Here is a 12868-nt window from a genome sequence, read left to right as displayed (position 1 = left end):
TGAGCCTCTCCCCACCCACGCTCTGGCTTGGCCTTTTGGACTTTCCGGCAACCTCTATCATGGGAGAAAGCCTTGCGGATGCTCATGCCGGATTCCACCTTTGTCATCACCACCCCCATCTACTACGTCAACGCTGCCCCCCATATTGGCAGCGCCTACACCACCCTAGTGGCGGATGCCATCGCCCGTTACCACCGCCTGCGGGGCAAGGATGTGCTGATGGTGACGGGAACCGACGAGCACGGCCAGAAGATCCAGCGTACCGCCGAAGAGCGCGGCATTCCCCCTCAGCAGCACTGTGACGAGATTGCGGCTCAGTTTGCCCAGCTTTGGCAGTTGCTAGACATCCGCTACGACCGCTTTATCCGCACCACCAACCCTCGCCACAAAGCCATTGTGCGGGAGTTTTTTCAGCGGGTCTGGGATCAGGGAGATATTTTCATTGGCCGGCAGCAGGGTTGGTACTGTGTGGCCTGCGAAGAGTTCAAAGACGAGGCCGAGCTGCTGGAGGGAGGATTTTGCCCCCTGCACCCCACCAAGAAGGTGGAGTGGAAAGACGAGGAAAACTACTTCTTTCGCCTCTCCCGCTACCAAGAAAAGCTGGAGGCCCTGTATGCGGAGCACCCGGAGTTTATCCAACCAGAAAGCCGCCGCAATGAGGTGATTAACTTTGTCAAGCAGGGCCTGCGGGACTTTTCCATCTCTCGCCCTAGTGTCTCCTGGGGGATCCCTTTTCCGGCGGATCCCGGCCAAACCCTCTACGTCTGGTTTGACGCCCTGATCAACTACATCAGTGCCGCTCTGGATCCTGACGACGAGCCCACCTTGGCAAATGCCCTACGCCGCTACTGGCCTGCGGATGTCCACCTGGTGGGCAAGGATATTGTCCGCTTCCACGCCATTTACTGGCCGGCCATGCTCATGTCCGCAGGTCTGCCCCTGCCCAAGCAGGTGTTTGGCCACGGCTTTCTCACCAAAGATGGCCTCAAGATGAGCAAAAGCTTGGGGAACACGGTGGATCCCTTTGAGCTGGTGCAGCAATACGGCGCCGATGCCGTGCGCTACTACTTTCTGACGGAAATCGAGCTGGGCAAGGATGGCGATTTCAGCGAGGGCCGCTTCGTTGACGTGCTCAACGCCGATCTGGCCAACGACCTGGGCAATCTGCTCAACCGCACCCTCAACATGCTCAGGAAATATCAATCCGACTACCGCGTTCCCGCCGTCGGGATCCCTGCAGATCACCCCCTCAAAACCCTGGCCGAGCGCCTTGCCCCGGCAGTGGCCGACGCCTACGAGCGGCTGGATCCCAGCTCTGCTGCCCGCAAAGCCCTCAGCTTAGCCCAGGCCAGCAACAAATACCTTGATGAGCAGGCTCCTTGGACGCTGCACAAGCAAGGGCAAAACGAACGGGTGGCCCAGATTCTCTACGCCGTTTTGGAAAGTGTGCGCTGGGTGGCAGTCCTGCTCTCCCCCCTCATTCCCGCTCTCAGCCTCAAGATCCTGCAGCAGCTGGGGTTCTCCCTCGCCGACACCCTGCAACTGCGCTGGGATCCCGATGCGACTTGGGGCCAGCTTCCCCCCGGGCAAGAGCCCCAGCCTCCTACGCCTGTCTTTCAGAAGATCCTGAGGAACGCCTAGGGATTGGCGATGTCCGGTCGGGAAGATTGGGCAGCGGCTTGGGATCCCTCTGGTGTGGCTCCGCCGGCAAAAGGGCGGTCACCTCCCAGGGGAAGTGTTGATGAAGCAGCGGAGAAAGAACGGTTGGATGGGTCGGATGGGCGCAGCCGCGGGTTGTGAATCGCGCCAGTGGTGGGGGGCACTTCGCCGGACAGCGTCTGCCAGGCTGCCCGTACCCCTGCCCAAAAGCTGCGGATATTGACTTGGGCGCCCTGGGCTTGGGTGCGTGCTCCTTCGATGGAGCGGTTGACCTGCTTCACCACTTGCCCAGCCCCTTTCACCCCTTCGTCGAGGCTGTCGGCAATCTCGCTCACTTCCAGGCTGGTCAGGCGCAGGGCCTCCAGCGTGGGCGGCAATTCCCGCAGCAGCGTGTCGAAAAAGCGCTCCACGCTCTGGGCAGCTCGACCCAGTTGAATGACGGCAGGTAGTAGGGTCAGGATCACTGCCAAAATGCCCACTGCTACCAGGCCTACCGAGAGGCCGAGCCAAAAGACCGGGTCGTTCATCCCGCCGCCTCCTCCCCATCCCGAGCTTCTAGGTCAGCTTCTTCCCCGCCAAAGGGACGCGAGTTCTGGGCTTGGAGCAGCTCCCTTCGCTTCTGCAACATGGCTTCTTTGCCCACCGCCACTGCCTGCTGCAGCCGCAGCAGAGCCTCATCCAAACTGCGTTGGGCAGCGTCGAACAACTTTTCCGATTGATATTGCAGACTGCTGGTCACATCTTCTGCCACCTCTGGCAGGGCCTCTGCCGATTTCTTCAGCAGTCGCCGCGTCTCCCGTCCGCTGCGGGGAGCCAAGAGCAGGCCAATGGCGGTGCCCACAGCAGTTCCCAGCAACAGCCCACCAATAAACGCGCCAGTCCGGTTTTCAGCCATGCTTTGCCAGAGTTGAGTTGGATACGGGTGGCCCCGAAACCAGACTACCTTAAGATCTCGCGGGAAGATCTCGCGGGATCGGCGGGCTTGCCGCGCGCCGGGTCAACTGTTCCTAGAGAATCCGCAGGGGATCCACATCTATGCTGACGCGGATCCCTTGGGGGGGATGGCCAATGGCGGCCTGGATCTGCGCAGCCAGCTTCGGGCGATCCCAACCTTGGTCGGGAAGCTGCTTCAACAGGATCTGCCAGCGGTAGCGTCCGGCAACCCGCTCCACCTGGGCCGGCCCCGGCCCCAACACCTCTGCTGGGATCCCCTGTAGGCGTTCGGCCACCCGATGGCAATAACGCTCCAGGGCTTCCAGGCGGGTGCTGCTCAAGCGGATCAAAATCAAAGCTCGGTGGGGAGGATAGCCCCCCTCTCGCCGTTGTTGCAGTTCTGCCTGCAAGAAGCCCTCGTAATTTTGGGCCAGTACCGCCCTCAAAATCGGGTGCTCCGGCAGATAGGTCTGGATAATCGCCTGTCCTGGCAGGGATCCCCGGCCCGAGCGCCCTGCCACCTGGGTGAGCAGTTGAAAGCTGCGCTCGCCGGCGCGATAGTCGGCTTGGTGCAACAGCCCATCGGCGGCCATCACGCCCACCAAGGTTACCTGGGGTATGTCCAGCCCTTTGGTGAGCATTTGCGTGCCCACCAGCACCTGGGCCTTGCCGCTGCGAAACTGCTCCAGCAAATCGCGATGGGATCCCTTGCGGCGGGTGGCGTCGCTGTCGTAGCGCAAAATCGAGAGCTGCGGCCAATGCTGGTGCAACACTTCCACCACTTTTTGGGTGCCGGTGCCGAAGTGCTTCAGGTAGGGGGATCCACAGGCGGGGCAGCGCTGCGGATGGGGTTGGCGGGCGCCGCAGTAGTGGCAGCGCAGTTCTTGTCCGCCGAGATGGGCCAGGTGAAAGGTGAGAGAAACATCACAATGCTCGCAGGTGAGGACAAACCCGCAGCTACGGCACAAGACGAAGGTGCTGTGGCCGCGGCGGGGGACAAAGAGAATGGCCTGTTCCCCTCTGTCCAGCGTCTGCTGCAGGGCCTGGTGTAGACGGCGGCTGAGGATGCTGCGGTTGCCGGCTTGGAGCTCCTGGCGCATGTCCACCAGCTCCAGTTGGGGCAGGGTGGCCGGGATCCCAGCTTGGGGGATGCGCTGCGGCAGGGCCAGCCGGATCCACCGCTGCGGATCCTGCAGATGGGCGGCATAGGTTTCCACCGCTGGGGTTGCACTGCCCAGGACCAGGGGACAACCGGCCAGCTCGGCCCGCCACTCGGCCACCTGACGGGCGTGGTAGCAGGGCTGGGGCTGATCCTGCTTGAAGCTGTCGTCGTGCTCTTCGTCCAAGACGATCAGGCCCAGCTTGGACAAGGGGGCAAACACCGCCGAGCGGGTGCCGATCACCACTTGGGGGGTGGAGGACAGCATCTGCCGCCAGGTGTCGTAGCGCTCGCCTTCCGAGAGGCCGCTGTGGTAGGCCCACACCTGGGATCGCAGCCGCGCCCGAAACCGATCCATCAGTTGCGGGGTAAGGCCGATCTCGGGCACCAGCACCAGCGCCGACCGTCCTTGCTGCAGCACCTGGGCGATCACCTGCAGGTACACTTCCGTTTTCCCAGAACCGGTGACCCCGTGCAGTAAAAACCGCTGGAACCGGCCCAAAGCTTGCCGGATCGCCTCTACCGCCTGGGCCTGGGCGGCCGTCAAGGGCCTGGGCGGATCCCGCCACCCCGGCAGGCTGGCATCTCCCAGCCGCAGCAGTGGGCGCTCGTAGAGGTGGACACGGCCTTTGCGGGCCAACCCCTGCAGAACCGCTCGGCTCACTCCTGCCAGGCGCTCCCACTCGGCGAGCAGCAGCTCTCCCCCCTTCTGCTTGAGGATCTGCAGCGCCTTCTGCTGAGGGAGGCTCAGCCCCTCTGGGGAGTCGTCGGCCAGACTGGCGGCCAGTTGGGTCCTCACCCTGCCCCCCTGTTGCTCCTGCCAAAAGCTCTCCACCCAACCCCGTCGCTGCAGTTCCCGCAGGGCGAGGGCGGCAGTGGGCACCTGCTGTTGCACATAGCGCCAAGACAGCTCTCCCCCTTTGGCCTGAAGCAGCTGCAGCAGGGTTTGGGCAGCCGGCGAACATTCCTCCCCTTCGGCAGGGAGCCTGAGCAAGCGGACACGCCGCTGAGAACGGCTGAGCAAGCCGGGGGGCAATACCGTGCGCACCACCTGAGCCAGAGGGGTGAGGTAATAGTCGGCCACCCGCTGCAGCAGGGGCCAGAATTCTTTGGGCAGGATCCCTTTGGCCACCACCGCCTCGATCTCCCGCACCGACTGCGGATCCACCCCTGCCGGCAGCTCGGAGCGCCAACCCAAGGCCACCGCCCCCGCCATTTGCCGACCAAAGGGCACGCTGAGCAGGTCGCCCGCTTCTGGCGCGGATCCCTCTGGCACACGATAGGTAAAGCAACCCCCCAAATGGGGATGATCCACCCACACTTCCAGCCAGCGGGGAGGAACAGGCTGCAACACGGGATCCCTCACGGACGGGGCAGAAACCTCGGCAGATCGACCGCCCGCTTGCTTGCCCGAGACGGTAGAGGTTGGGCCAGGGGCTGAATTGTAGGCTTGGCAGCAGGGGTTGGAGACAGAGCCTGGCCAAGGGACTCTGTTCGCGTGAGGGCGCTGGAGGTATCGGCCCGAGGTGGGACATCCAAGCCTTTGCGTTCCAAAGCCGCCTTCAAGCTCAGCACATGCATCTGCTGCTGCTCGTATTTTTCTCGGAGAGAGCGGTTTTCTTCCCACAGGGCAGCACGCTCCCCTTGCAGGGCTTTGATCTGCTCTGCTTGCTTCTCCAGTTGCGTGGACAAGGTTGCAATTTCTTCTTGCAGATGGAGAATGGTTGCCTGCGCAGAGCGCAACTGTGGCTGCCAGTCGGGTTGGGCGGCCAACTGCTCCAAGGCAGCCTGCAACTGCCGCTCCATGGCGGAGAGATGCTGCTGGGCTTGGGCGTACTGTTCCTGCAGATGGCGGTGCTCTTGCTGCCAACGGGTAACTTCCGCCTGGGCTTGAGAGAGGGCCACTTGCAGCGCTTCGGCCTGGGCCTGCCACTGCTGTTGAAGCTGTTGCTGCGCCAGGGATCCCTGGCGCAGATGCTCCTGCTGAGCTTGCAAAGCCGCCAATTGAGCTTGGGCTTCGGCCAGGGCTGCTTCTAGCTCTTGCCGTTGTTCCCGCCAGCGCTGCTCGGCCTCGGCTTCCGTCTCGGCATAGCCCGCCAAACGGGCCTCGAGGTGTTCCCGTTGCTCCTGCCAGGCTGCCTGTTGGTCGCTGTACAAAGCCCGCAGGCTGCTCAGCTCCGCCTGAGTTTCGGCAATTTGAGTGCGGGCCAGAGAAAGCTCTGCCTTAAAGCGTTGCAGCATTTCCACCCGCTTTTCCGCCACATCCTGGGCTTCCAGCAGAGAGGCCTGCAGCTCCTGCTGGCGCTGTTCCCATTGACGGCGCTCCTGAGCGTGGGCCAAGCGTAGCTGCTCAATCTGCTCCTGCAGGGCCTCGATATCCTGCCGCTGCCGTTCATTTAAGCGTTGCCGAGCAGCAAGCTGAGCTTCCTGATCCGAGATCTGGACTTTCTGAGCCGCCAAAGTCTGCTGCAACTGTTGCAAGAGATGCTCCCGCTCCTGCAGCGCCTTCTCTTGTTCGGCCACCTTCTGGTGCAAAGCCCGCAGTTGTTCCTGAAGAACTCGCCGCTCTTGGAGCTCGGCTTCGGCTTTGAGCAGACGGCTCTCCAAGGGCTGTTGCTGCCTCAGGGCCAAATGGCGCTCCGTGCTGGGATCCGGCTCGGATGCTGAACAGCCCGCATGAGTCTCTGAAAGGATGGGATCCAAGTCGCCTGAGGAAGGAGCACGCATAGATTGAAGGAGAGATGAAGAAGCGGGAGCAAATGATAAAGTTCCCTGCAGTATAGAGAGATTTTTGGGCGGGTTCAAGCCAGAAGGGTGATCTTGTAAAATCTCCTGCTGCTCCGCACGGCGCGGAGTGCTATCGGCCTGTTTTGGCCGCGCTCTTGCTTCTGAGGTTCCCAAATCCCCGGACTGGGCAGAAGGGCTTGGCTTACTTTTTTTCGGCCGCGAGGCCCGATCCCGACCGGAAGAGGTCTCCCCTTGCTTGGGCGTGCTCTGAGAGTCTGCCACCTTGCCCCCTTTCATCACCCACAACACCCACCCCCGCCATCACGGACAGATGGCCCCACCATTCTAAACTGAGTCTAAATCTAAATCGACTCGGTCTCAATCCAAGCGTCTCTGCTGAGTGTAGAGGAGTCCCGCCCGTGCTCGGAGCTCCTGGCAGACGCAGGTCGGCCTCATCGTTGCAGGGGCAAATGCGAGGACTCGCTTCCACTGGCCCGAACAGGGCAGCCAGCGAGCCTGCGGAAAACCGTCTTATCTTTGTCCTTCATTTTGCGATACTGCTAGGGGTGATGTTGAGAATGACCGCACGATGGCGATGCAAAATGGAGCCAGGGATCCGCTTCAACTTCCTCAACGGCAGACAAACTCGGCGGGATCCCAGTTGAACCTTGCCTGTTCTGCCCCCTGTGGCCTACTGTTGAGCCTGCTCTGGGCTGTCCCTGCTCTTGCTCAGCCAGAAGCTCCCAGCTCCGCTGCCTCTGCTCTGCCCAACAGCCGCGAAATCCTCACCCCCCCACCCCCCCCCACCCTATCGATTCCCCCCAACCCTGCTGACTCCACCCCTGCGGCTGACCTGACTCTAAAGGGGGCTTTGACGGCTGAAGAATTGGTGGTGCCCCAATCCCCCTTGCAGGTGCGCATTGAGCGCAGGGAGGGCTTGTCTTTGGAAGAAGCTCTGGAGATCGCCGTTGCCCAGAACCCGGCTGTGCAGCAGGCCAGACTGGCCGTCGAGCGGGCCGAGGCCGGGGTAGCCCTGGCTCAAGCTGCCTTTGCTCCCACCCTCTCCAGCCGTGCCAACTACCAGTACAGTGAGGCTCCCTCTCCGGGTGGTGGGCCAAGGCGCGAATCCCATACCCTCTCGGCCAGTGTGGTGCGGGTGGAGTATACCGCTTTTGACAGTGGCCTCAGGGAGCAAAACCTGAAGCTGGCCCAAGAAGCGCTGCGCATCGCCCAACTGCAGCTGGAGCAAACGCTGCAGACGGTCAAACAAGCTGTGGCCAATGCCTACTACGATCTGCAAAGCGCAGATGCCAGGGTTGCCATCAGCCAAGCTGCCGTCGAAAGTTCCGAAGCCACCCTGCGGGATGCTCAAGCCCGAGAACGGGCCGGGCTGGGTACCCGCTTTGAGATTCTCCAGGCAGAGACGGAATTGGCCAACAATCGACAAACCTTGCTGGTGGCCCAGAACACCCAGCAACTGAATCGCCGCCGCCTGGCCGAACTGCTGAATTTTCCCAGCCCCACCGACGTGTTGGCCAGCGACCGCATTGAGCCGATGGGAGAGTGGGATCTCAGCCTGGAAGAGACCATCATTGCTGCCTTTGCCCAACGACAGGAATTGGAGCGCCGACGCCGAGAATTGGAGCAGGCCCAAAGCCGCCTGCGCCTGGCACAGGCCCGCAATGGCCCCCGAATTGGCTTATTCGCCAGCCTCGATGCCGTTAACGATTTCAACGCCAGCCGCAACAGTTTTGATGTTGGCTATTCGGTGGGAGCCAATTTCAGCTTGACTTGGTTCGATGGAGGAGAAGCGGCTGCCCAAGCCCGCCAAGCCCAGATCGATGGACAGGTGGCCGTGAGCAACTTCGTCGGCACCCGCAATGAAATCCAGCGGGGGGTGGAAGAAGCCTTCCTGACCCTCAGCTCCAGCCGCGAACAGATCGACTCGGCCAAAGTGGCAATTGCCTCAGCAGAAGAGAGCCTGCGCTTGGCCCGGCTGCGCCTGCAAGCGGGGGTGGGCACCCAAACGGAGGTGATCAATGCTGAAGCTGCCCTCACCACTGCCCGTGGCAACCTTTCCAATGCTGTAATCGCCTACAATCGCGCCCTGGTACAACTGAAACGGGCCATTGGCAGCCTTTGACTTGAGCCTTTCTCCCTCACTCCCAGCCCTTCTTCCAAAAGGAGAGGGGTGCTATGGATACCGCGACGAAACAGTTCTATTCCAACTTGAGCTGTTGTGACATACTCCCGCACTCATGCTGATGCAAAGCGCTCCGCGCCGCTAGCGCGAAAAGGACATTTCCTGCGCTTGAGGACTACGTCCCGCTGACGCGAAAAGAACGGGATGCCCCACCGCCCTGTGCTTGATGTTGATGGCCGCATGGTGGTCGCGCCCTAGTTCTAGCCCACAATGGGAACAAGAATGCCATCTGTCTTGAATCGCTTTCGGTACTCTTTGACCACACCGAGAGCAGTTTTGACTGCTGCCGTTGGGATTCACTGCAATCGCCCTCAGCCCAGCTCTTTCAGCCTTGACTGCCAGCATTTGCAGAAATTGTCCCCACCCAGCATCATAGGTGGATTTTGCTAGCTTCGTCCTCGCAATACCTTTGATATTCAGGGCTTCGTACCCAATATGCTTGCCCTTGCTTACCAGCCAGTTCGCTGTTTTGTCATGAAAATCTTTGCGCTGAGATAGTGGTTAGTGGATAGTGGTTAGTGGATAGTCACTATTCACTATCTACTGGTCACTATCCACTAGTCACTAGCCATAGGCGGTTTGACCCCTTCTTCTCGCGAGACACTGCCCGCTGCAGTCTCTTTAACCGCTTTTGGGCTCTGCGGTAATACTGGGGAACTGGAACAGACTCCCCCGCGTCGGTCACCAAAAAGGAGTCCAGTCCCACGTCGATCCCTGTAGTGTTTTCCAGCGTTGCAGACTCAGGAGTAAACTCAGGGACGGACGAATCTTGCAGGCTCAAGGTCACATACCACCCGTCTGCCTTGCGGCTGATGGCAGCGGTCTTAATCACAAAGCCCTCAGGCAAAGGACGGTGCTGAATTATCCGAACAGCATCGTGTCCTCGCCTTTTATCCCGACCCTTACCCTGGATAGTGGTGAGTGGATAGTGACCAGCCACTAGTCACTAACAGAAGGCGGGGCTTCCCGCCGGTCTAGCTAACAAAGCCAATCCCCAAAGATCGAAAATGGCCCCCTGGCTGCGCCTCAGCCCCTCCATCTCTCCTGCAGCTTGAGCTCCATCTGCAGATCCCGCGCCGGGACAGGGTCAGCTTCCAGTCTTGCTGCCCATCTCGGCAGCTTGGATCAAGGCCCTGGCTCGCTGTTGATCCAACTTGGCTTGCAAGCGCTCTTGCTTGTCGCTGCTGGTATTCAAAACTTTGCTTGCTTCGTCCAAGAGGGCCTGAGCCGCTGCCTTATCCACTTTTTCACCCCGCTCTGCTCGGTTGACCAGGACGGTTACCTCGTTATTTTCGACTTCTGCAAATCCGCCCATGACCGCAATGGCCAACCACTTTCCATCGGCTTTGACCCGCATAACGCCATTGCCGATGGCGGTCAAGAGGGGGGCGTGCCCAGTGAGAATGCCCAATTGGCCCGAAGTGGCAGGGAGGATCACTTCCTCGCTGGGGGCATCCCAAACCGTGCGGTCGGGGGTAATCACACGAACCATCAGCGTCACGACAGATCTCCTGAAAGCTTGAGCACTTTCGCGTCGACGGTGCGGAGCACCCTGGTTTCGATCCTAGCGGATTAGGATCCCTGCAGCTTTGCCTGGTTCCCCTTTTGTCTTTATTCTCTCGGGGCAGCTACACTTAACCTGGACATAACCTTGCCTTTACTTCAGACTGGGAGGCAAGCGCTAAGGTGTTGTCGGGAACACTTATCTCATGCCCCAACCTCAGCATTGACGGCCAGCCCATTGCTGTTGGTTTGCAAGGGGGAGCCCAACGACTGGTGCGCCCAGTTTTCCTAGCGGAGCCAGCCTATGCCTGAAGCGATGCCTAGCCATTTTGCTGCCGGCCTGTCCACACGGGAGCGCCAACTGCTGGAAGACCTCTACCGCAGCCGCAGTTTATCCCCCTACACTCCTGGCCAGGTTATCCCTCTGTTTCCTGAGGAATGGGTGATCGTCTGTCGGGGCGTGGTACAGTTGACCACCCTCTATCCCAATGGCGGTGAGGCGTTGTTGGGGTTTGCCGGCCCCTCCATGCCCCTGGGATCCCCGCTGACGATGCTGGATCCCTACCAAGCTAAGGCTTTGACGGCAGTTGATGTGCTGCGGCTGCCGGCAGCAGAGGTGGAAGCCTCAGAGATCCTGAGTCAAGGGCTGCTCAAGCAGGTGGTGCGTCGGCTGCGCCAAACCGAAGCATTGCTCGCCTTGGCCGGACGGCGGCGGGTAGAGGATCGGCTGCGCCAGTTGCTCTCCCTTTTGGCTGTGGAGCTGGGATCCCCGGTTGCAACAGGGGTGCGCCTGCAAGTGCGCCTTACCCACCAGGACTTGGCCAATGCCATCGGCACTACCCGGGTCACCATTACCCGTCTCCTAAACCGCTTTCGCCAGCAGGGCTGGGTTGCGGTGGACAAAAACCGGCACCTTGTCATCAAACTCGCCCACGCTCCGTAAAACCTTTAGAAACTGAGCAGGATCTGCTCCTAGGGCATGGCTGAAAGCTGGCAGTTTTTGGCTCGTAGTTAACTGCTGGGAGATGGAGCTGACGGGAGTCGAACCCGTGTCCGAGATGGGTACTGAGGGATCACTCATTCACAGGTTTAGCCTCTTTGACCCTCGAGGCGGGGATCGCCGTTTGGATCCCAGCGATGGGAGTTCTCCGCCTAATCTTAGGCTCTCCCTCGACGGAGCCGGAGTAGAGAGCTGCACCCGTTGGGGTTGTGATCCGCCCACTTAACGGGGTCGTGAGCAGATCCTCGAGCTCAGAGTAAGTTTTCGGTTACTGAGCCTTAGGCAGCCAAAGCAGCTGCTTTACGAGCAAAGGGTACGACGTTGTTCGCACGTACTGTTTTGAGCCTGGTGGTAACGGGATAAGCTCAATCCCGACCTGCCTCATGAACCCATGTTCGCCACCCCGTCGAAACCGTTACAGCCCCAGGGTTGACTTGAGTCCAGCATAGCAAGATTTTTGGGGATACGGCCAGAACCTTTGCGAATGTGACAGAAGCTTTGCTAATATGACAAAGCTGCAAACTTGGGTCGGTAGCTCAGCGGTAGAGCACTCGGCTTTTAACCGATTGGCCCAGGGTTCGAATCCCTGCCGACCCATGTCAGTCTTCCCCTTCCAAAATGCGGGGCACCTTGAAGAACATGTCTGCCCGGTCAGGGGCGTTGGCCAGGATCCCTTCGATATCGGGGTAGGGCTCGACTTCATCGGGGCGGGTGGGCAGTTCCATGTCCAGGACGTGAAAGGTGGGCTCTACCCCCTCCGTGTCCAGCTCCTTCAGTTGCTCCACGTAGGCCAAGATGTCTGTTAGCTGCTCTGTGAACTGGATCTCCTCCTCTTCGGTTAGCTCCAGACGAGCCAAGTGAGCAACATGTTGGACTTCTTCCCGTTTCAGCATCCTCTCCTCCGGCTCCCAGATTATCGACTTGACTTAGCCCAGGGTAGCCGAGATCAACCGTTCGCGTTAACGGAACGGAGTCCTTCTGCAGGAAAGCTCAGTACACCTCCAGGTTGGCGCGCCCGGTGGTTTTCAGCCAGTTTTGGGCCTCGATGTAGTTGTTGGGCGCAATGCGAATGGCCCGAATCCAGTACTGGGCAGCCTCGTTGAACAGGGCCTCTGCTGTTTCCTCATCCCCGGCTTGCAGGCTCAGCTCGCCCTTGTGGTGCAGCAGCACGGCAATGTTGTTCAGAGCAGAGCAAAGTCTTGGGTTCAACTCCAGAGCTTGGTGATAGTACTCCAGAGCCTTGTCCAGTTCGCCGTTGCTCTGGTAGATCAGGCCCATGTTGTAGAGGATGTAGCTGCGGTCTTCTTCCCCTTGCTCCAGGGCGAGGGCTTCTCTGTAGTTTTCTAGGGCCTCGGCATATTCTCCTTCGCTCTGAGCGGCCATGCCATCCCGGTAGTAGGCAAAGGCTTTCTTTTGCTCGGAACTCACCCCTGGCAGCAGTTTCAGGATCAGATCGGCCATGACGGTGAAGGTCTTGTCAATGAAGTTGTCGTTCTTCATGCTGCGCGGCATGGCTGACCCCTTTTAAGTTTAGGACTAAGGATCTCTACTCTTGCGTTGTATCACGCCCAAGGCGGGATCCGAAACACAACTCCATGAGGGCTCTGTCTCAGGCTACGGCAGGGGAACTGCAACGCTGCTGCAACGAGGCCACAAACGGCCTTGTCAACGAACTTCCGACCTG

At 60.2% G+C, this 12868-nt stretch carries 12 protein-coding genes, 1 tRNA gene and 1 other RNA gene; 4 read left to right on the top strand and 10 right to left on the bottom strand.

The features are described from left to right. The first annotated feature begins 84 nt into the window (after positions 1-84). Entirely contained in the window at positions 85-1641 is a 1557-nt protein-coding gene (gene metG, locus CYB_RS10625) for a methionine--tRNA ligase (protein ID WP_011433808.1), read from the top strand. Here metG and CYB_RS10620 read toward each other — a convergent pair. The 4 genes from CYB_RS10620 to CYB_RS10605 all read right to left on the bottom strand — a co-directional run bounded on the left by CYB_RS10620 (position 1638) and on the right by CYB_RS10605 (position 6478). After that, positions 1638-2186 carry a hypothetical protein gene (locus CYB_RS10620; protein ID WP_011433807.1) on the bottom strand — a complete coding sequence of 183 codons (549 nt, stop codon included), beginning with the start codon at positions 2184-2186 and terminating at the stop codon, positions 1638-1640. The two genes, metG and CYB_RS10620, sit on opposite strands and share 4 nt — an antisense overlap. Next, positions 2183-2554, bottom strand: coding sequence for a YtxH domain-containing protein (locus CYB_RS10615; protein ID WP_011433806.1), 372 nt, complete (start codon positions 2552-2554; stop codon positions 2183-2185). Before CYB_RS10615 ends, CYB_RS10620 begins: the two co-directional genes overlap by 4 nt. Positions 2555-2666: 112 nt before the next feature. Then, on the bottom strand, positions 2667-5105 hold the full coding sequence (gene priA / locus CYB_RS10610; protein ID WP_238376768.1) for a primosomal protein N': 2439 nt from the start codon (positions 5103-5105) through the stop codon (positions 2667-2669). Positions 5106-5113: 8 nt separating this feature from the next. Further along, positions 5114-6478: a hypothetical protein gene (locus tag CYB_RS10605; protein WP_148202755.1), complete on the bottom strand. Its 1365-nt coding sequence runs from the start codon at positions 6476-6478 to the stop codon at positions 5114-5116. A gap of 589 nt (positions 6479-7067) precedes the next feature. Between CYB_RS10605 and CYB_RS10600 the strand changes: the two genes are divergently transcribed. Next, entirely contained in the window at positions 7068-8621 is a 1554-nt protein-coding gene (locus CYB_RS10600) for a TolC family protein (RefSeq protein WP_011433803.1), read from the top strand. 141 nt (positions 8622-8762) lie between these two features. Here CYB_RS10600 and CYB_RS14410 read toward each other — a convergent pair whose 3' ends face one another. The 3 genes from CYB_RS14410 to atpC all read right to left on the bottom strand — a co-directional run bounded on the left by CYB_RS14410 (position 8763) and on the right by atpC (position 10182). Then, the gene (locus tag CYB_RS14410; RefSeq protein ID WP_238376980.1) at positions 8763-9116 is read right to left on the bottom strand and encodes an RNA-guided endonuclease InsQ/TnpB family protein; all 354 of its coding nucleotides are present in this window, start codon (positions 9114-9116) and stop codon (positions 8763-8765) included. 115 nt (positions 9117-9231) lie between these two features. After that, positions 9232-9513, bottom strand: a complete 282-nt coding sequence (locus tag CYB_RS10595; protein ID WP_238376767.1) for a transposase — start codon at positions 9511-9513, stop codon at positions 9232-9234. 255 nt (positions 9514-9768) lie between these two features. Then, positions 9769-10182: an ATP synthase F1 subunit epsilon gene (gene atpC, locus CYB_RS10590; protein ID WP_011433800.1), complete on the bottom strand. Its 414-nt coding sequence runs from the start codon at positions 10180-10182 to the stop codon at positions 9769-9771. 306 nt (positions 10183-10488) lie between these two features. Here atpC and CYB_RS10585 point away from each other — a divergent pair, with 306 nt between their 5' ends. After that, positions 10489-11127 (top strand): Crp/Fnr family transcriptional regulator, encoded by a 639-nt coding sequence (locus tag CYB_RS10585; RefSeq protein WP_011433798.1) that lies wholly within the window; start codon positions 10489-10491, stop codon positions 11125-11127. 80 nt (positions 11128-11207) lie between these two features. Here CYB_RS10585 and ssrA read toward each other — a convergent pair. Continuing rightward, positions 11208-11609: a transfer-messenger RNA gene (ssrA, locus tag CYB_RS14180) on the bottom strand. A 100-nt stretch (positions 11610-11709) separates the two neighbouring features. On the opposite strand from ssrA, the gene CYB_RS10580 reads away from it, so the two are divergent. Further along, a tRNA-Lys gene (locus CYB_RS10580) sits at positions 11710-11781 on the top strand. Between the two features lie 2 nt (positions 11782-11783). Here CYB_RS10580 and gatC read toward each other — a convergent pair. Beyond that, complete coding sequence (gene gatC / locus CYB_RS10575; protein ID WP_011433797.1) at positions 11784-12077, bottom strand: Asp-tRNA(Asn)/Glu-tRNA(Gln) amidotransferase subunit GatC; 294 nt, start codon at positions 12075-12077, stop codon at positions 11784-11786. Between the two features lie 97 nt (positions 12078-12174). Next, positions 12175-12696: a photosystem I assembly protein Ycf3 gene (locus tag CYB_RS10570; protein WP_011433796.1), complete on the bottom strand. Its 522-nt coding sequence runs from the start codon at positions 12694-12696 to the stop codon at positions 12175-12177. Between the last annotated feature and the right edge of the window lie 172 nt (positions 12697-12868).

The sequence above is a fragment of the Synechococcus sp. JA-2-3B'a(2-13) genome (genome assembly GCF_000013225.1).
Lineage (GTDB): Bacteria > Cyanobacteriota > Cyanobacteriia > Thermostichales > Thermostichaceae > Thermostichus.
Note: the sequence above shows the minus strand (reverse complement) of the source record. Positions and strands in the feature narration are given on the sequence as shown.